Raw genomic sequence first — 18,601 nt, forward strand, 5'->3', positions numbered from 1 at the left:
AGCGGGTACGGGGTCAGCAGGTGGGGAGGGGTCAGGCCGTCCCGTCGCGTTCCATCCGCTCGACGAGGCTGCGCGGCCGCAGGTCGGTCCAGTACGCCTCGATGTGGTCCAGGCAGGCGCGCCGGGTGTCCGGCCCGTGCTGCACGGTCCAGCCGTCGGGCACCGGCACGAAGGTGGGCCACAGCGAGTACTGGCCCTCGTCGTTGCGCAGCGCGTGGAAGGTGCCGTTCTCGTCGTCGAAGGGGTTCGTGGACATGGCTGTCTCCTGGAAGAAGTCGGGCGGGAACGCTCAGCGGGCGGCGGGCGCGTCGGCGAGCGCGGCGCGGGCCGGGGCGGCCGCGGCAGGCGCGGTGGTGCCGGCGATCGACGCGACGATCTCACCGGAGCGGACCGCGATGTTCGACAGCAGCGTCGAGGTGATGCCGTGCGTGTGCTCGGTCGCGCCCTGCACGTAGATGCCGGCCGTGACGTCGGCGGTGGTGGCGATCCGGTAGTCGCGCCGGATGTCCAGGCGCCCCACGGCGTCGCGGCCGCACGACCCCGCGAGGTCGCCGAGCAGCCAGAGCGGGTCGGTCGCCCGGTAGCCGGTGGCGTACACGACGACGTCGGAGGTGAGTACCTCACGCTCACCGTCGATCATCGACTCGACCGCGAGCTCGACCCGGTCGTCGATCTCGACGACGTCGGCCACCCGGGTGACGTTGAGGAAGCGCAGGCGCTCCCGCCCGGCCACCCGCTCGTGGTAGTGCCGCCGGTACAACCCGTCGATCAGCTCGGGGTCGACCACCGAGTAGTTCGTGTTCGCGTGGTAGCCCATGATCTGCTGCTTGACCTCGTCGGGCGCGGTGTAGAAGTCGTCCACCGCGGCCGGGTCGAAGATCCGGTTGGCGAACGAGCTGTCGTCGGCCGGGCTGTAGCCGTAGCGGGCGAACACCGCACACACCTCGGCGGTCGGGAAGCTGCGGTGCAGGTAGTCGACGCTCTCCGCAGCGCTCTGCCCGGCCCCGACGACGGCGATCCGCTCGGGGGTGGTGCCGGCGACGCCCGGCACCTTGTGCAGCAGCTCGCAGTTGTGCCAGATCCGGTCGGACAGGGTCACCCCGCGCGGCAGCCGCGGGGTCAGCCCGGTGGCCAGGACGACGTTGCGGGCCCGTTGTCGGACGGCCCGGCCGTCGGCGCGGCGGGTCACCACGTCGAGGAGTCGCACGCCCGCGCCGTCGCGCACCGGCTCGATCTCCACGACCTCGGCGTCGTAGTCGACCTGCTCGCCGAACCCGGCCGCGGCCCACTCGAGGTAGTCGTGGAACTCCAGGCGGGTCGGGAACGCGCTGCCGTAGTTGATGAAGTCGACGAGGCGTTCCCGGCTGTGCAGGTAGGACAGGAAGCTGAACGGGCTGCCCGGGTTCCGCAGCGTCACCAGATCCTTGAGATAGGACACCTGCATCGTGGCGTCCTCCAGCAGCATGCCGCGGTGCCAGCCGAACCGGGGCTGCCGCTCGACGAACCGTGCCGCCAGCTGCTCCCCCGGCGTCACGCCTGCGTTGTGCTCGGCGATCGCGATCGCCAGCGCCAGGTTGGAGGGTCCGAAGCCGACGCCGACGACGTCGAGAACGGGGCCGGGGCGTGCGGGAGCCGGGTACGACATCGTCATCCTCTCGATGGCCCGCACCTCGCGAAGCCATGATCGCCGATCCTTACCTAAGGGCAGGCTAACCATAAAGATTGCCTTACCCGGAGGTCCAGACGAGTGGTGATGAACCCGGGATCAACTACGCAGAGCGCTCATACTGCACCGAACGGATGTATCGCCACTCATGCCTGCGGCGGAATCGCAGGCCGGAGACACCGCAGCCCGGCACGCGGATCCGCGTGCCGGGCTGACGGAACGAACGCCGACGATCAGCGCTGGACGATCCCGGAGTTTCCGGCATCGGACTGCACGCCGGACTGGGCGACTGGGCCGCCGGACAGGATCCCACCCAGGTTGATCGACGGGCTGACCTCCAGGCCGAGCCCGAGCAGGCCGCGCTCCTGGGACGCGAACCCGCCGTGCCCGTGCCCGCCGCCGAGCTGCTGGACGCCGGAGTTGGAGCGGTCGACCTGCACGGCCGACTGGCTGACCGGGCCACCGTTGCCGATCCCGCCGACATTGAGTGCCGGGTTCACCTTCAGCACACCGTCGACCAGATGGGCAGCCTGGAAGGCCTCCGCACCGCCGCAGCCGCCCTCCTGCTGGACGCCGGAGTTGGACTGGTCGACCTGGACCGCCTGCTGGCTGACCGGGCCGCCGTTCAGCACCCCACCCAGGTTCAGTGCCGGGCTGACGCCGGCATCGAGACCGACCAGGCCGCCACCCTGGGCCGCGACCGGCCCGGAGCAGTGGCCGCCGTGACCATGGCTCTCGCCGGCGTTGGCGAGACCCGTCGCGACGAAGGCCAGCGGCACCGTCATCGCACTGACCGCCGCAACACGGCGGGCCGTCGTGCTCATCTGCATTGCTCGATCCCCTCGTTCGTGGACGTCCGATCGATCCGTTGCTCTCCGTGATCGATCTGATCGGGGACGCTAGCGGGGAGACCTCCGCCGAGTGATACTGAGGTCGCTGAGAACCTCCTCAGAACGGACTTTAATGCATAAAAAGGGCATTTGAATGATCAATGATCTCAACCCCGGGTGACAAAGTGAGCGACTGCTTACAACAGAGAGTTATCGGCCCCGGGCCGGTGCCGCCGGCACGGCAATCACAGGAATATGGTCCATATCACTGTGAAGCAACCCCCGCGCGGGGACGACAGCGTGGCGGCCGAGTCGCCGGGAACCGCCTCGAAGAACCGAACCCCCTGGTCGACACGGCGCAGCCCGACCACCCGCCCCTCGCCAACCGGGGCGCGCACGCCGCGACCCGGCACGCAAGCGTTCGCGTGCCGGGTCGCTTGGGGAGCACCGGGCGGTCAGCTGCCGCCCGGCGTGGGTCGAGCGCGGGTCAGCTCGACTGGCTGGGGGCGGAGCCGTTCATGGTGAAACCTGCGATGTCGCCGAGGTGCCCGGCGACGTGCAGGCCGGCGGGGAGGGCCGAGCTACCCGGCAGGGTCGGCGCCGACGGCAGCGCGACGCCCTCCAGGGCCGGCGCACCGGGCAGCGCGGGCGCCGACGGCAGGTCCGACGGACCGGGCAGGCTCGGCAGCGCCGACGGACCCGGCAGGCTCGGCAGGTCCGACGGACCCGGCAGGCTCGGCAGCGCCGACGGACCCGGCAGGCTCGGCAGCGCCGACGGACCCGGCAGGCTCGGCAGCGCCGACGGACCCGGCAGGCTCGGCAGCGCCGACGGACCCGGCAGGCTCGGCAGCGCCGACGCGCCCGGCAGCGACGGAGCCGCGAGGTCGTCCATGGGCGGCGCGTCCGGCAGCTGAGCGCTGAAGTGGCCGTGCCGGTGCGAGGCCGCGCCGGCGAACTCCGAGTGGCTCTTCGTGGTGGAGCCCGACGCGTGCGAACCGGCGAACGATCCGTCGGCCCCGCCGTGGGCGCTGCCGGTCAGCGCCCCACCGGCCAGTCCGGCGACATCGACGGCGTCGCCGGCGGGCAGGCTGGGGGCCTCGGCCGCGGGGAGCGCGTCCGTGCCAGGCAGCGTGGGCAGCGTGGACTGGTCCGGGGCGCTGGGCAGCTCGGCGCCACCGGGCAGGTCGGGAGTGGCCGGAAGCGTGGCCGCGTTGGCTATGCCGGACACGGCGAGCGCCAGCGGCATCGACATCGCGCCGACTGCGGCGACGCGACGGGCCCTCTTGCTCATCTGCATCGAGTTGATCCCTCTCTTCGGCAGTGTCCGTAGGTCAAGCGCCGTTCGACGCAGGACGGACATCGCTGCACACCACTCATGTCGCTGTGCGTGACCGAGCGGTGGCGCGAAGACGCTAACCGGCTACGCCGTAAGGGGCATCTGGAGGCTCCCGAATGCCGTACGCACACCTCGTGCGGAGTACTGGTGTCACTATCTGTTCATGTAACGCTCTACAGAGAGTAACACAATTCAGGATGGATGATCACTGAGCGTCACAGAATGAGCTCTCCACGGCGGCGCCGGACCCATCGGGCGGACGCCGAAAGTTGGAGAATGATCATGAGGCCGTATCGCCGCACCGCGTCGATCGTTGAACACCGGCGCATGAGCGCTCGTGCGCGGAAACAGTCGCTGGAACAGCGTTATTCACGCACGGGCGCGAGCAGCGCCCGGGCCAGGTCCTTCCACTGTGCGACCATGGGGTCGCCGGCCGGGTCACGAGGGTCGAACGTGTAGGTCAGCGCGGTGCCGCGCATGCTGGTGAGCAGCACGTCGCGCAGCTGACGGAACCGGGGGTGCGAGGCGAGCGGCTCGCCGAACATGCGCCCGACCGACGCCCGGATCACGGTACCGAGGCGCCGTTCCTCGGGCAGCAGCGCCTCCGCGATCTCCGGGTTGGCCCGGGCCGCGGTCCACAGCTCGACGGCGGCCCAGAAGTGCGGCTCGTGGAAGGTCTCCCAGAGCAGCTCGACGACCCGGTCGACCCGCTCCCAGCCCGCCACATCGTCGCCGATCAGGTGCAGCACCCGATCCTCGGTGTCCTGTACCCGTTTCACGGCGAGGTGCTGGGCAGCCGCGACCAGCAGCCGGTCCCGGGACGGAAAGTGGTGCAGCAGCCGCCCGCGGGACACCTGGGCGGCGGCCTGGATGGTCAGCGTGGTCGCCCCCGAGTACCCGCCGGCGATCAGACACTCCACGGCGGCGTCCAGGATCCGGGCGCGGCTGTCCTCGGTGCGCTGCGCCCGGGTCCTGGGTTGCGAGGTCGTCATGGTCTACAGGCCGAGGCTGCGGCCGACGACCTCCTTCATGATCTCGGTGGTACCGCCGTAGATGCGGGTGATCCGGGCGTCGGCGTAGGCCTTGGCGATCGGGTACTCGTTCATGTAGCCGTAGCCGCCGTGCAACTGCAGGCACCGGTCGATGACCCGGCCCTGCAGCTCGGTGCACCACCACTTGGCCTTGGAGGCGTCGACGGCGGTGAGCTCGCCGGCGGCGAGCGCGCGCACGCAGTCGTCGACGTAGTGCTCGGCGATGTCGACCTCGGTGGCGATCTCGGCCAGCACGAACCGGGAGTTCTGGAAGCTGCCGATCGGCTGCCCGAACGCCTTGCGGTCCTTCACGTACTCCAGCGTCTGCTCCAGCGCCGTCCGCGCCGCCGCCACCGCGGCGACCGCGATCGACAACCGCTCCTGCGGCAGGTTGGTCACCAGCTGGGTGAACCCCTGCCCCTCCTCCGGGCCGAGCAGGTTCGCCACCGGCACCCGCACGTCGGTGAACGACAGCTCCGCGGTGTCCTGCGCGTGCTGGCCGAGCTTGTCCAGGTTGCGGCCGCGCTCGAAACCCGCCATCCCGCGCTCCAGCACCAGCAGGCTCATGCCCTTGTGTTTCTGCGTCGGGTCGGTCTTCACCGCGGTGATCACCAGGTCGGCGTTGATGCCGTTGGTGATGAACGTCTTCGCCCCGTTGACCACGTAGTGGTCGCCGTCGCGGGTCGCGGTGGTGGACATCGACGCCAGGTCCGACCCGATGCCCGGCTCGGTCATCGCGATCGCCGTGATCAGCTCACCGGAGGCAATCCCGGGCAGCCAGCGCCGCTTCTGCTCGTCATTGCAGTAGGCCAGGAAGTAGGGCAGGCAGATGTCGTTGTGCAGCGTCAGCCCGAGCCCGGCGGCGGCCGCGCCGCAGCGCATGACCTCCTCGCCGATGACGGCGTTGAAGCGGAAGTCCTCGACCCCACCGCCGCCGTAGGACTCGGGGATGTTCATCCCGAGGAAGCCCGATCTGCCCGCGGTGGCGAACAGTTCCCGCGGGACGATGCCGGCCCGCTCCCACTCCTCCTGGTGCGGGACGACCTCGACGTCGAGGAACTTGCGGAACGCCCCCCGGAAGGCCTCGTGATCGGCGTCGAACAACGTGCGCTTCATCAGCGGTACCCCTTATCGCGGCGCCATCCGGATGGCACCGTCCAGCCGGATGACCTCGCCGTTGAGCATCGGGTTCTCGACGATGTGAGCGACCAGGGCGCCGAACTCCGACGGGTCGCCGAGCCGGCTCGGGTGCGGCACCTGCTTGCCCAGCGACTCCTTGGCCTCGTCGGGCAGGCTGGCCAGCAGCGGGGTGTTGAACAGCCCCGGCGCGATGGTGACCACCCGGATCAGGGCGCCGGCCAGGTCGCGGGCGATCGGGAGCGTCATGCCGACCACGCCGCCCTTGGACGCCGAGTAGGCGGCCTGCCCGATCTGCCCGTCGAACGCCGCGACCGACGCGGTGTTGACGACGACCCCGCGCTCCTCGCCGATCGGGTCGCTCGCCGCGATGCGCTCGGCGGCCAACCGGATGACGTTGAACGTGCCGATCAGGTTGATGGTGATGATGCGGGCGAACTTGTCGAGCGGGTACACGCCGTTGCGGCCCAGCACCCGGATGGCGTCGCCGGTGCCGGCGCAGTTCACCGCGACGCGCAGCGTGCCGAGCTCCGCGGCGACGTCGAGCGCGGCGGTGACACTCGCCTCGTCGGTCACGTCGCCGGGCGCGAAGCGGACCTTGTCACCGAGCTTCTCGGCGACCTGCTCCCCCGCCGAGCCCGGCAGGTCGAGGATGACCACGCTCGCGCCGGCGTCGAGCAGCTTCTCGGTGGTCGCGAGGCCGAGGCCGGACGCCCCGCCGGTGACCAGCGCAACCGAACCGTTGATGTCCATCTGTGTCGTTCTCCGTCGGTGTTGGGAGCAGGGGTGAGCAGGGGTGGATGGGCAGCCTCAGAGCAGTTCGAGGATGGTGGCGTTGGCCTGGCCTCCGCCCTCACACATGGTCTGCAGCCCGTAGCGGATCCCGTTGTCGCGCATGTGGTGCACCAGCGTGGTCATCAGCCGGGCCCCGGACCCGCCCAGCGGGTGGCCCAGCGCGATCGCCCCGCCGTTCGGGTTGAGCGCCTTGGCATCCGCGCCGATGTCGGCCAGCCAGGCCAGCGGCACCGGGGCGAACGCCTCGTTCACCTCGAACACCCCGATCTCCTCCGGCTTCAGACCGGAGCGCGCCAGCGCCTTCTGCGTCGCCGGGATCGGCGCCGTCAGCATGATCACCGGGTCGGCCCCGGCCAGCACCGCGGTGTGCACCCGCGCGATCGGCGTCAGCCCCAACTCGGTCGCCTTCTCCGAGGTCGTCATCAGCAGCGCCGCCGAGCCGTCAGAGATCTGCGAGGAGTTGCCCGCGGTGATCGTCCCGCCCTCGGGCTTGAACACCGTCTTCAGCCCCGCCAGCCCCTCGAGGGTGCCGCCGCGGCGCACCCCCTCGTCCTTCGCCACCACGGTTCCGTCGGGCAGCGTGACCGGGGCGATCTGCCCGTCGAAGCGGCCCTCGTCCTGCGCCGCGGCCGCCTTCTCGTGGCTGCCCAGGGAGAACTCGTCGAGCTGGGTCCGGGAGAACCCCCACCGCTGCGCGATCATCTCCGCGCCCACACCCTGGTTCGGCCGGGCCCCGTCGTAGCGGGCCGAGAAGCTCTCCCCGAACGGGTCCGCGCCCGCCGACGCCGACCCCATCGGCACCCGCGACATCGACTCCACCCCACCGGCGACGACCACGTCGTACTGCCCGGCGATCAGCCCGGCCGCGGCGAAGTGCACCGACTGCTGCGACGAGCCGCACTGCCGGTCCACGGTCACCCCGGTCACCGACTCCGGCCAGCCCGCGGCCAGCACCGCGGTCCGCGCGATGTCGAAGGTCTGCTCCCCCACCTGCGAGACGCAGCCCCAGATCACGTCGTCGACCACCGCCGGGTCCACCCCGGACCTCGCCGCCAGTGCGTTCAGCACGTGCGCCGACAGCTCCACCGGATGCACACCCGAGAGCCCGCCGTTGCGCTTGCCCACCGGGGTCCGCACCGCTTCCACGATCACTGCATCCCGCACGCCTGTGCTCCTTCGCCTCAGCTCATGACGGTCGCCTCGGTGGGGACGGTAGCAGTGAAACAGTCAGAGTTGACCGCTCGGCATGTGTGGCGTGGATCGCGCGGGCTCGGTGAGCTCCTCGAGCACCGGCAGTGCGGCGGTGAGCACTGCGAGCCGGTCCGGGTCGAGCCGCCCGATCCGGTCGGCCAGCCGCCCGGTGCTGCGATGCCGCAGCTCCTCCAGCAGGGCGACCCCGCCCGCGCTGATGCTGACCCGGGTGGCGCGCAGGTCGTCGGGGTCGGGAGCGCGCCGGATCAGGTCGCGCTCGTGCAGGCAGTCGACGATCCGCGACATGGTCGGCGCGCTGATCCCGATCCGCTCGGCCAGGCTGCCGACCCGGATCGGCCCGCTGGTCTCGAGGATGGCCAGCGTGGCCAGCCGGGTCGGCGTGACCCCGGTTCCCGAGTCGCTCGCGCGCAGGATCTGCGCGAGCCGGCTGAGCGCGATCCGCAGCCGTCCGGCGAGTTCCGCCGACTCCGACGTCGGCGACGCCGCGGCGGTCATGACCGCATGTTCGCCGCGCCGAGGCGCAGGTCGAGCGTGGCCGGGCCGCCGGCGGCGAGCTCCACCCGCGCCGCTGCAGGGGCGTGGTAGCTGGCCACGACGGTGTACTCACCGGGGGCCAGGTTCCGCAGCTCGTAGGCGCCGCCCGGGCCCGAGGTGGCGGCGGCGACCACGTCCCCGCGCATGTCGCCGGCTGTCACGATCGCGCCTTCCAGCGGACGGCCGTCGGGGCCGGTGACGGTCCCGGTCAAGCCGCCGCGGGCCGTGTCCAGGATGAGCTCCACCGACGACGGGGCGCCGAACGCGATGTGCACGGTGGCCGCCTGGGGCCGGTGGTCGGGCAGGCTCGCGGTCAGCGTGGTCTCGCCCAGCGGCAGCCCGCTGAGTTCGAACGCGCCGTCGGGGCCGGTGCTCGTGCGGCCCACGATCCCGCCGGCCGTGTCGGTGGCCAGCACCGTCGCGCCGGCCAGCCCCGGCCCGCCCGCCGCCGAGCGCACGATCCCGGAGACCTGCCCGTTGCCGCGCAGCGCGAAGTCGCGGACGGCGCCGGCGCCGTTGAGGGTGACCGCAGCCACGTCGGACTGGAATCCGGGCGCGGTCACGACGACCGTGTAGGTCCCGGGCGCGAGGCCGTTCAGCGCATAACCGCCGCCGGGGGCGACCGGCACCCGGCCGACCTGCCGGCCGTCCCGGGCGGTGACGGTGACCACGCCGTACGGGAGCTCCGTCCCGTGGGCGGTCCGCACCGCACCCTTCACCTCGCCCGGGAGCGCGGTCACCGGGCGCGGGTCGGCGCCGGCGGTGACCAGCTCGCTCGGGATCAGCCCCGCCTCCCCGGCCACCGCGGCGAACTCGGCGCCCATCGGCTCCGGCGCGCTCCCGGCCGCGGCCGGTGTGCGGCGCGCGACGCAGAACCACGAGGCGACGGCCGCGACGAGACAGGTGATGACCGCGAACCAGAACGCGGCGGTGAGCCCGTCGGAGAACGGGTTCGAGATCAGCTGCGGGAAGAAGCTGCGTCCGGTCAGGAACGAGGCCTGGTCGGCGGGCAGCTTGTCGAGCACCCCGCCGAGCAGCTGCTGGATGGGGTTGTAGCCGAGGAAGGCGGCGAACAGCACGCCCACCGCGGGCAGGTCCGCGATCCGGCCGGCGTCCGCGGCCGGCACACCGTGCGCCAGCAGGCCCTGCTCCATGACGCTGGGCAGGTGGGTCGACAGCCCGGCGATCATCAGGCTGAAGAAGAAGCCGATCGAGAGCACCATCGCGGTGTTCTGGAAGGTGGCCGTCATGCCGGCGCCGGCGCCGCGGGCGTTGGCCGGCAGGCTGTTCATCACCTCGGCGCGGTTCGGCGAGGCGAACAGGCCCATGCCGAGGCCGTTGAGCAGCAGCAGGGCGGCGAACGCCCAGTAGTTGAAGTTGACCGGCAGGATCTCCAGCAGCAGGAAGCTCGCCGCAGTGATGATCATTCCGCCGGTGGTGAACCAGCGGGTGCCGTAGCGGTCCGACAGGACTCCCGAGGTCGGCGCGGAGGCGAGGAACCCGATGGTCAGCGGCAACATGTAGATGCCGGCCCACAGCGGGGTCTGCTCGAAGGTGTAGCCGTGCTGGGGCAACCAGATGCCCTGCAGCCAGATGATCAGGACGAACTGCAGGCCACCGCGGCCGAGCGAGGCGAGCAGGTTGGCGATGTTGCCCAGGGTGAACGAGCGGATCCGGAACAGCGAGAGGTTGAACAGCGGGTTGGCCACCCGGACCTCGATGATCCCGAACGCGATCAGGACCACCACGCCGCCGATGATGCAGGTGAGGACCAGCGGGCTCGTCCAGCCCATGGTGTGCCCGCCGTAGGGCTGGATGCCGTAGGTGATGCCGACCAGCAGCGCGATGAGGCCCACCGCGAAGGTGATGTTGCCCCACCAGTCCATCTTCGCCCGCTGCCGCTCGCTGGTGTCGTGCAGCTTGAGGTAGGCCCAGATGGTGCCGAAGACGCCGAACGGCACGGACACCAGGAACACCAGGTGCCAGTTCACCGGCCCGAGCAGGCCGCCGATGACCAGACCGAGGAACGACCCGGCGATGGCCGCGACGCCGTTGATGCCGAGCGCGAGTCCGCGCTGGTGCACCGGGAACGCGTCGGTGAGGATCGCGCTGGAGTTCGCCATCAGGAAGGCGCCGCCGATGCCCTGCACGACGCGCCAGGCGATGAGCCAGATCGCCGCCGCGCTGCCGCTCTGCCACGTCACCGCGAGCAGCACCGACGAGACGGCGAAGACCGCGAAGCCGATGTTGTACATCCGGACCCGGCCGTACATGTCGCCGAGCCGGCCGAACCCCACCACCAGCACCGCGGTGACGACCAGGAAGCCCATCAGCATCCACAGCAGGTAGCCGGTGTTGGCCGGAGCCAGCGGGTTGATGTCGATGCCGCGGAAGATGTCCGGCAGCGCGATGAGCACGATCGAGGAGTTGATCGTGGCCATGAGCATGCCGAGCGTGGTGTTGGACAGCGCGATCCACTTGTAGCGGGGACCCAGCTCGTCGACGGACCAGGTGTGGCCGTGCCGCGATCGGGGCGGGGCCGGCTCCCGCTCCAGCACCGGCGTCGATTGCCCAGGCTGCACTGGTGACCACTCCCAACCGGACGTCGCCGTCCCCCACCCGAGTTATTAGTTGTCTTACGCTAATCATTTCGACAGCAGGCTCGCGAGCGTTCCGAGAGCCTCAGCATATGTGATGTGCATCACATATGCTGGACAACCCTCCGAGATTCGGACTAATCGGACATCCGCGTCGTGGGCTCAGCCGAACACCACGACGCCGCGCAGATTGCGGCCGGCATGCATGTCGTCGAAGCCCTGGGCGATCTCGTCCAGGGCGTACCGGGTGGTGATCAGCTCGTCGAGCTTGAGCACGCCGTCGGCGTAGAGCTGCAGCTGGGCAGGGATGTCGGCAGTCGGCGCACTGGCGCCGAACAGCGAGCCCTGCAGCCGCTTCTGGTAGAGCACGAGCTCGGTCAGCGGGATGTCGCCGTCCTTGGTCCGCACGTCACCCAGTCCGACGACGACGCAGGTCCCGGCCTTGCGCACCGCCTGCAACGCCCGCCCGACGTGCTGCCCGGTCGTCACCCCGACGGTGACGATCGCGGCGTCAGCGCCTTGACCGTTGGTCATCTCGCGACCGAGCGCGGCCGCCTCCTTGATCGACTCGACGGCGTGCGTCGCGCCGAACCGCAGCGCGGCCTCACGCTTGAACGGCACCGGGTCGACCGCGATGACGTTGGTGGCCCCGGCGTGCGCCGCACCCTGCACCGCGTTGATGCCGATCCCGCCGATGCCCATCACGATCACGGTCTGCCCGGGCCGGACCTCCGCGGAGTTCACCGCGGCGCCCCAGCCGGTGCCGACCCCGCACCCGGTCAGGCACGCGATCTCCAGCGGGATATCCGGCGAGATCTTGACCGCCGACGCCGTCGAGACCGTCGTGTACTCGCAGAACGTGGACAACCCGCACATCTGACCCACCGGCTGCCCGTCGAGGCTGAGCCGGAAGCTCGTCGGGTCCTCCCAGCGCGCGTTCGTGCCGAGCGAGGCGCCGAGGTCGCACAGGTTCTGGCGGCCGGTCGCGCACCACCGGCAGCGCCCGCAGGCGGGCAGGAAAGAGAAGACCACGTGGTCGCCCTCGGCGAAGCCCGGCGTGTGCGGCCCGACGGCCTCGACGATGCCGGCACCCTCGTGCCCGCCGGCGAACGGCAGGATCCCGACGCGCATGTCGCCGGTGGCGTGGTGGTCGTCGGAGTGGCACAGCCCGGTCGCGACCATCTTGACCCGCAGCTCACCCGGCCGCGGGTCGTCGACGTCGAGCTCGACGATCTCGTACCGGCCGGGAACCTCGCGCAGCACTGCGCCCCGAGTCTTCACCTGTCCAGCCCCTCTCACCGTCCGGCGTCCGGGCCCGATCGTGGCATGCCGACGGTGACGGGCGGCAGCCGATCGTGACCCTGACGACCGCCGGCGGGCGGCCACCGGGGACTCCGGGAACCCCGCGACGAACAACGGCGCACGGCAACCCGGGTGCCCCCATCCGGGCACCGCCCGTGCATCGATCGTTTCGCTGCGTCATATTTGATGAGCAATGCTCAGTACTGCGGACCGGGGGACGCTTTGACCAGGACATTCGACGAATGGGACATCACCACCGGCGTGGGCCTGACCGCGCTCGCCGTGGCCGCCGCTCGGGCGATCGAGACCGACCAGGGCGGTGGCCTGGTCCGGGACGACTACGCCCGCGTCCTCGTGGAGGCCGCCGCGCCCCCGATCCCGCTGCCGACCCGGGCGGCGGACATCGGCACGGACCCCGGGGACCGGGTCTGGCCGACCATGACCGACTACATGGCCTTGCGCTCGCGGGTGTTCGACGACTTCTTCATCGAGGCCGGCGCCGACGGCATCCGCCAGGTGGTGATCCTCGCCGCCGGGCTGGACGCGCGGGCGTTCCGGCTCGCCTGGCCGCCCGGGACGACCGTCTACGAGATCGACCGGCCCACGGTGCTGGAGTTCAAGCAGCGCACGCTCGACGCCCACGGCGCCGTCCCGGCATGCGAGCGCCGCAGCGTGCCCACCGACCTGCGCGACGACTGGGCCACCGCGCTGCGCGCGGCCGGGTTCGACCCGGCCCGGCCCACCGCGTGGCTGGCCGAGGGGCTGCTCCCCTACCTGCCGGCACGAGCCGAGGAGGACCTGTTCGCCACCGTGCACGCGCTGTCCGCGCCGGGCAGCCGGATGGCTGTGGAGGCACTCACCGAAGGCCTGGCCGACACCGTGCGGGAGCACCCGCTGATGCGCGAGTCCGGCGAGCGCCTCGGAGTCGACATCGGCACGCTGTGGAACGACGAGCCGCGCCGTGACTGCGCCACCTGGTTGCGGTCGGTGGGCTGGTCGGTGCAGGTGGAGTCCACGACGGAGGCGGCCCACAGGCACGGCCGCCCGCTGGACGGCGACATCGCCGACGCGTTCGGCGCGGGGCGGCTGGTCACCGCCCAGGCCGGCTGAGACGTCGCGTTCCCCGGCGGCGGCCCCCCATGCCGCCGCCGGGGTTCCCCCGCAACCCGGGCGCACGACCCCTCGACGGGCGCCCGGGAAGATCAGCACGGCCGAGCCTACGAACGGCCGGCGGCCCGGGCCTCCGTACAACTACGGATCATGCGCGGGTACCGCCACCGGGCATGGTTCGATCACCGTCATGAGGCGACCGGCGGTGGGAGTGGGTGTCGTGCTGTCCCGGCCGGACGGCCTGATCCTGGTCGGGCACCGCATCACCGCAGGTGAGACGCCCAGTTGGAGCTTTCCCGGCGGGCACCTGGAGGCGGGCGAGACCGTCGAGCAGGCCGCGCTGCGGGAGACCGCGGAGGAGACGGCGCTCGTCGCGCTGGACCCCCGCCCGTTCACCGTGCTGGTACACACCGCGGGCAGCGGCGTCACCTTCGGGGTCACGGCGCGGGTCGAGGACGACCGGGCGGTCGTCACCGAGCCGCACGCCTGCGACGAGTGGACCTGGGTGGCGCCCGACGCGCTGCCCGGGCCGCTGTTCCCGCCCACCGCCGCGGTGCTGCAGGCGTGGCACGGGCACCCGGCGCCGGCCGGGTGGTCCGGCCATCGGATCGGCTAGCGGCGTCGACGGTCCTGGAGCGTCAGGGCCGGACCACCGCCTTGACCGCGCCCGCGTCCCGGGCGGCGGCGGTGAGCGCCAGTTCGGCGTCGTCGAGACCGAAGTGCCCGGTGACCAGCGCGTCGAGGTCGATCCTGCCCGAGCTCGCCAGCGCGATTGCGGTGGGCCAGGTGTTGGCATAGCGGAAGGTGCCGACCAGTTCGATCTCCCGGCGCTGCAGCGCCGAGAGCGGCAGCGGGATGTCGTCACTGCCGCTGCCGACCAGCACCGCGCGGCCGCCGGGGGCGACGCCGCCCAGTGCGGCGCGGGTCGCCTGCGGGTTCCCGGAGCACTCCAGAAGCACGTCCGGCTGGTAGCCGGTCTGCCCCACCGGCGTGGCCGTCACGTCGATGGAACCGGTGGCGCCGAGCCGACCGGCCAGCACCAACCGCACCGGGTTGACGTCGGCGACCACGACCTCGGCCGCGCCGCACGCGATCGCGACCTGCACGGCCACCAGCCCGATCGGACCGGCCCCGTTCACCAGCACCCGGCTGCCGGGGGCGACGCCGCCCTTGCGCGCGGCCCACACACCCACGGACAGCGGCTCGAGCAGCGCCGCGGCGTCGTCGCTGAGCGCGTCGGGGACCGGGTGGGCGAAGGCCTCGTGCACCGCGACGTACTCGCAGAGCGCGCCGTCCACCGGCGGGGTGGCGAAGAACCGCATGTCCGGGCACAGGTTGTGGCGCCCGGCCAGGCACTGCGTGCAGGTGAAGCAGGGTCGCCCCGGCTCGATCGACACCCGCCGGCCGAGCCCGACCCGCGTGACCCCGCTGCCGAGCCCGACGACCTCGCCGGCCGGTTCGTGGCCGAGTACCAGCGGTTGCTCGACGACGAAGTCGCCGAGCCTGCCGTGCTCGTAGTAGTGCACGTCCGAGCCGCACATTCCGACCGCGGTGATGCGGACGAGCACCTCCCCCGGTCCGGGCCGGGGCACCGGGCGCTCCTCCAGCACCATCTCCCCGATGCCCCGCAGCACCGCCACCCGCATGTCGTCCATCCCGGGAGTGTGCAACCCGATCGTGCGTGGGGCCAGGTCATCCGCGCAGTGCGGCCGCCCCGCTGCGGTCAGAGGCCCAGCCGGACGACCGCGTTCTCCATTGCGTACGAGGCGAGAGCCGCACGGTTCGCCAACCCGGTCTTCAGCAGCAGGTGACCGACGTGGGTGCCGATCGTCCGCGGGCTCGCCCGCAGCATCAGCCCGATGGCGCGGTTGGACAGCCCCCGGGCGATGAGGGTCAGCACATCGAGTTCGCGCTCGGTCAACCCGCACGGCAACGGTCGACGTTCGAGCATCAGCAGCGCCCGAGGCCCGTCAACGCACTGGTCGACGGGCAGCCGCACCAGATGCGCCTGTTCCCAGCGGGCGTCACCGAGTCGAGAGCAAACCTGCCGGCACGCACCCACGGCGCTCGGCGTCGGGTCGTGGCGCGATCACGGCGGCATCCTGCCGGGAAATGTCGGTGGTCGCATTCACGCACGCCGCGGAATGCCGCCGCCTTCAACCCGCGAGTGTCCGAGAACAGGACAGACGGCATCGATGTGGCGGCCCTACGTTCACCATTCGCATCCGTTCACCATTCGCATCACTGTGCCGGCAACCCGGAGGAGTAGGCATGGCGTTCAATCCCAGGCGGATCGTGACCGACCGCACCAGCGACGGGACGTCCGTCTTCGCAGAGCAGACCGATCTCGAACCCGGCACCGTGATGATCATGCCCGGGGCCGAGCTGTTCAACGTCTGGGGTACGCAGGACGGCATCCCGGTGGTCGGTGCCGGCGACAATCCGCCGACGGTTCCGTTCCCCTTCTTCCCCGGCCCCGGCGGGACCCGGCTCGTCGTCGTGCGATTCCCTCCGGATTCCGCGGGTGCCGACTCCACGGCACCGAATGCGAGCCCCGAGGAGATGATGGCGGAGGCGGAGGACAAGCAGCCCGGGCTGGCGCACGTCTTCGAGCCCGACAACCCGGGGATGCACACCACCGACAGCATCGATTACGGGATCTGCGTCGACGGCGAGATCTGGCTGGAACTCGACGACGGCGCCGAGGCGCACGTGACCCCGGGGACGTTCGTGGTGCAGCGTGGCACCCGGCACGCGTGGCGCAACAAGACCGACCGGCACTGCACGATGGTCTACGTGCTCGTCGGGGCCAAGCGCACTTCCGGCTGAGGCAGCGGTACGGCGGTGGGACCGGTTTTCGTCGGCGCCCGCCGCTAGCGTCCCTCCCGACCCCGAGGAGGCGACGTGAGCGATGGGCCCGATCCCGTGATGACCCGGATCACCGCGGCGATCGAACGGTCCCGCGGCGGTGACGCGCCGGGCGCCGCCGCGGAGTTCGACGCGCTCTGGGCCGACGTGGGCGAGGACGGCGACGCGTTCCATCGCTGCGTGCTCGCCCACTACGCCGCCGACGTCCAACCGGACGCCGCTGCCGAGCTGGCCTGGGATCTGCGGGCGCTCGCGGCCGCGGCCGCGATCACCGACGAGCGCGCGCAGGCCTTCCACTCCACGCTGCGGGTGCAGGGCTTCTACCCGTCGCTGCACCTCAACCTGGCCGAGGACTATCGCAAGCTCGGCGACTCGGCCCGGGCCCGGGAGCACCTGGGCCTCGCCCGGCAACGGCTGCACCATCTCGACGGTGCGGCCGCCGGCTACGGCGACACCATCCGGACCGCGCTCGACCGGATCGAGCGCGCGCTGGACGAGCAGCCCCGGTAGGGCGGGCGGTCAGAAGGCGGTGGCCCGGCGGACGTCCAGGTCGTGGAACACCGGGTCCCCCTCGCTCACCGCGCGAAGCTTCTCGGCGAACCGCGCGGTGGCCGGATGCTTGGAGTTGGCCATCGCGGAGTCGTAGTCGTCGAACCCGACGATCTGCACGTGGTCGCCGCGGTGGTTCCGGTCCTCGGCGGTGATGGCCCAGCGTGCGGTGCGGTCCGGTCCGATGGCCTCGGCCCACGCCTCCTCGGTGGCCGTGAACTCCTCCGGGCGCTGCGTGCGGAACTCGATGAGCTGGACGAAAGCACCCGGGCCCACCTCGAACGGGGCGCCCCGGGTGAGGGCCTGCCGCAGGCCGCTGCGCAGTTCCTCACCGTCGGTGTGGCCGTGCACGTCGACGGCGTGGGCGGCGGCGGCCCGCAGGACCTCCTCCTCCTCTCCACTGATGGTGAGCGTGCAGCCGGTCTCGCTCGGCATGGTCCGGCAGTCGATCGTCATCCTGGCCACGGTGACCTCCTCGAAGACCTGCGATCAGGGGCGGGCTTCCAGCACGAGGTTGAACGGCGTCTCGGCCGCGCGGCGGAACCGGGTGAAGCCGGAATCGTGAGCGACCTCGCGCAGCCGGCTCTCGCCGGCTTGGGCGCCGAGCGCGGCACCGACCTGCTGGGCCAGCGACGCCGGGGTGCACACCAGCGTCGACGCTGCGTAGAACAGCCTGCCGACCGGGTTCAGATTGTCCGCGACCTCCTCGCCCGCGTAGGGCTCCACCATCATCACGGTCCCGTCCGGGGTGAGCGCCTCGCGGGCGTGGGTCAGCGCGCCGGCCGGGTCGCCCATGTCGTGCAGGCAGTCGAAGTAGGTGATCAGGTCGAAGTCCTGGCCCGGGAAGTCGGTGGCCGCGGCGACCTCGAAGCTCACCCGGTCCCCCAGCCCGGCCTCCGCCGCCTGCTTGCGGGCCGCCTCGATCGACTCCGGGTGGTAGTCGTAGCCGGCGAACCGGCTGGCCGGGAACGCCTCGGCCATGAGCAGGGTCGAGTGCCCGAAACCGCAACCGACGTCGGCGACGCGCGCACCCCGGGTCAGCCTCTCGACCACCCCGTCCAGTGCGGGCAACCAGAAGTCGACGAGGTTCGCCGCGTAGCCGGGCCGGAAGAACCGGGCGGTGCCCCGGAACAGCCCCGGGTCCTGCTCGTCCCACCCGATCCCCGCACCGGTGCGGAACGCCTCGACCAGCCGCGGCGCGACCTTGACCGCCGCGGTGAATCCCTCGAACCCGCCCAGCACGCACGCCGGGCTGTTCTCGTCGGTCAACGCGACCGCCTGCTCGGGCTCCAGGTGGAAGCGGCCGTCGCCGTCGTAGGCCACGTAACCGCCGGCGGCCTGCGCGGCCAGCCACTCCCGGACGTAGCGCTCCGCGGTGCCGGTCCGGTCGGCGAGCTCCGCCGCGGTCACGGGCTCGCCGTCGGCCATCGCGCGGTACAGCCCCAACTGGTCGCCGAGCACCACCAGCGGCGCGGAGGCCAGCGCGCCCAGGTCGGCCACGACCTTCCCGACGAACTCCATCAGCGTGTTCTCGTCGACGGCTCTCATGACCACCTCCTGCGCACCGCCCGGTGCTGCACCCGACGGATTGACCCAACAGGGATGGAGGAGGAGCGTCGATACGCACTTCGCGC

At 71.7% G+C, this 18,601-nt stretch carries 19 protein-coding genes; 4 read left to right on the forward strand and 15 right to left on the reverse strand.

The window, feature by feature from the left end; translation table 11 throughout:
- Positions 1-31: 31 nt before the first annotated feature.
- The 11 genes from HF526_RS02850 to HF526_RS02900 form a co-directional block, all read right to left on the reverse strand.
- Entirely contained in the window at positions 32-256 is a 225-nt protein-coding gene (locus HF526_RS02850; RefSeq protein WP_169379629.1) for an MbtH family protein, read from the reverse strand.
- Positions 257-289: 33 nt separating this feature from the next.
- Positions 290-1,645: a lysine N(6)-hydroxylase/L-ornithine N(5)-oxygenase family protein gene (locus tag HF526_RS02855; protein ID WP_169379630.1), complete on the reverse strand. Its 1,356-nt coding sequence runs from the start codon at positions 1,643-1,645 to the stop codon at positions 290-292.
- A 254-nt stretch (positions 1,646-1,899) separates the two neighbouring features.
- Complete coding sequence (locus HF526_RS02860) at positions 1,900-2,490, reverse strand: hypothetical protein (RefSeq protein WP_169379631.1); 591 nt, start codon at positions 2,488-2,490, stop codon at positions 1,900-1,902.
- A gap of 493 nt (positions 2,491-2,983) precedes the next feature.
- Positions 2,984-3,793 (reverse strand): hypothetical protein, encoded by an 810-nt coding sequence (locus tag HF526_RS02865; protein ID WP_169379632.1) that lies wholly within the window; start codon positions 3,791-3,793, stop codon positions 2,984-2,986.
- Between the two features lie 404 nt (positions 3,794-4,197).
- On the reverse strand, positions 4,198-4,824 hold the full coding sequence (locus HF526_RS02870) for a TetR/AcrR family transcriptional regulator (RefSeq protein ID WP_169379633.1): 627 nt from the start codon (positions 4,822-4,824) through the stop codon (positions 4,198-4,200).
- Positions 4,825-4,827: 3 nt separating this feature from the next.
- A complete protein-coding gene (locus HF526_RS02875; protein WP_169379634.1) occupies positions 4,828-5,979 on the reverse strand; it encodes an acyl-CoA dehydrogenase family protein in 1,152 nt (383 codons plus the stop codon).
- Between the two features lie 12 nt (positions 5,980-5,991).
- On the reverse strand, positions 5,992-6,753 hold the full coding sequence (locus HF526_RS02880) for a 3-hydroxyacyl-CoA dehydrogenase (RefSeq protein ID WP_169379635.1): 762 nt from the start codon (positions 6,751-6,753) through the stop codon (positions 5,992-5,994).
- A 57-nt stretch (positions 6,754-6,810) separates the two neighbouring features.
- Positions 6,811-7,959 carry an acetyl-CoA C-acyltransferase gene (locus HF526_RS02885; protein WP_169379636.1) on the reverse strand — a complete coding sequence of 383 codons (1,149 nt, stop codon included), beginning with the start codon at positions 7,957-7,959 and terminating at the stop codon, positions 6,811-6,813.
- Between the two features lie 63 nt (positions 7,960-8,022).
- Complete coding sequence (locus HF526_RS02890; protein WP_169379637.1) at positions 8,023-8,502, reverse strand: MarR family winged helix-turn-helix transcriptional regulator; 480 nt, start codon at positions 8,500-8,502, stop codon at positions 8,023-8,025.
- Positions 8,499-10,988 carry an MFS transporter gene (locus tag HF526_RS02895; protein ID WP_169379682.1) on the reverse strand — a complete coding sequence of 830 codons (2,490 nt, stop codon included), beginning with the start codon at positions 10,986-10,988 and terminating at the stop codon, positions 8,499-8,501. Before HF526_RS02895 ends, HF526_RS02890 begins: the two co-directional genes overlap by 4 nt.
- Positions 10,989-11,300: 312 nt before the next feature.
- On the reverse strand, positions 11,301-12,419 hold the full coding sequence (locus HF526_RS02900) for an NDMA-dependent alcohol dehydrogenase (protein ID WP_169379638.1): 1,119 nt from the start codon (positions 12,417-12,419) through the stop codon (positions 11,301-11,303).
- 207 nt (positions 12,420-12,626) lie between these two features.
- Between HF526_RS02900 and HF526_RS02905 the strand changes: the two genes are divergently transcribed.
- Positions 12,627-13,550: an SAM-dependent methyltransferase gene (locus HF526_RS02905; protein WP_169379639.1), complete on the forward strand. Its 924-nt coding sequence runs from the start codon at positions 12,627-12,629 to the stop codon at positions 13,548-13,550.
- Positions 13,551-13,740: 190 nt separating this feature from the next.
- Complete coding sequence (locus tag HF526_RS02910) at positions 13,741-14,166, forward strand: nucleotide triphosphate diphosphatase NUDT15 (RefSeq protein ID WP_169379640.1); 426 nt, start codon at positions 13,741-13,743, stop codon at positions 14,164-14,166.
- Between the two features lie 22 nt (positions 14,167-14,188).
- On the opposite strand, the gene HF526_RS02915 is transcribed toward HF526_RS02910, so the two are convergent.
- Both HF526_RS02915 and HF526_RS02920 read right to left on the reverse strand, forming a co-directional pair.
- Complete coding sequence (locus HF526_RS02915) at positions 14,189-15,196, reverse strand: NAD(P)-dependent alcohol dehydrogenase (RefSeq protein ID WP_169379683.1); 1,008 nt, start codon at positions 15,194-15,196, stop codon at positions 14,189-14,191.
- Between the two features lie 77 nt (positions 15,197-15,273).
- Positions 15,274-15,501 (reverse strand): response regulator transcription factor, encoded by a 228-nt coding sequence (locus HF526_RS02920; protein ID WP_169379641.1) that lies wholly within the window; start codon positions 15,499-15,501, stop codon positions 15,274-15,276.
- Between the two features lie 320 nt (positions 15,502-15,821).
- Between HF526_RS02920 and HF526_RS02925 the strand changes: the two genes are divergently transcribed.
- Together HF526_RS02925 and HF526_RS02930 are read left to right on the forward strand one after the other, a co-directional pair.
- Positions 15,822-16,379 carry a cupin domain-containing protein gene (locus tag HF526_RS02925; RefSeq protein ID WP_169379642.1) on the forward strand — a complete coding sequence of 186 codons (558 nt, stop codon included), beginning with the start codon at positions 15,822-15,824 and terminating at the stop codon, positions 16,377-16,379.
- A 75-nt stretch (positions 16,380-16,454) separates the two neighbouring features.
- Positions 16,455-16,928 (forward strand): hypothetical protein, encoded by a 474-nt coding sequence (locus tag HF526_RS02930; protein ID WP_420821580.1) that lies wholly within the window; start codon positions 16,455-16,457, stop codon positions 16,926-16,928.
- Positions 16,929-16,937: 9 nt separating this feature from the next.
- Here the strand turns inward: HF526_RS02930 and HF526_RS02935 are convergent, their stop codons facing one another.
- Together HF526_RS02935 and HF526_RS02940 are read right to left on the reverse strand one after the other, a co-directional pair.
- Positions 16,938-17,423 (reverse strand): DUF1059 domain-containing protein, encoded by a 486-nt coding sequence (locus tag HF526_RS02935; protein ID WP_211176679.1) that lies wholly within the window; start codon positions 17,421-17,423, stop codon positions 16,938-16,940.
- Between the two features lie 33 nt (positions 17,424-17,456).
- Positions 17,457-18,515, reverse strand: coding sequence for a methyltransferase domain-containing protein (locus HF526_RS02940; RefSeq protein ID WP_169379644.1), 1,059 nt, complete (start codon positions 18,513-18,515; stop codon positions 17,457-17,459).
- Positions 18,516-18,601 lie beyond the last annotated feature (86 nt).

It is taken from the genome of Pseudonocardia acidicola, assembly GCF_012911935.1.
In the GTDB taxonomy this organism is placed as follows: Bacteria; Actinomycetota; Actinomycetes; order Mycobacteriales; family Pseudonocardiaceae; genus Pseudonocardia; species Pseudonocardia acidicola.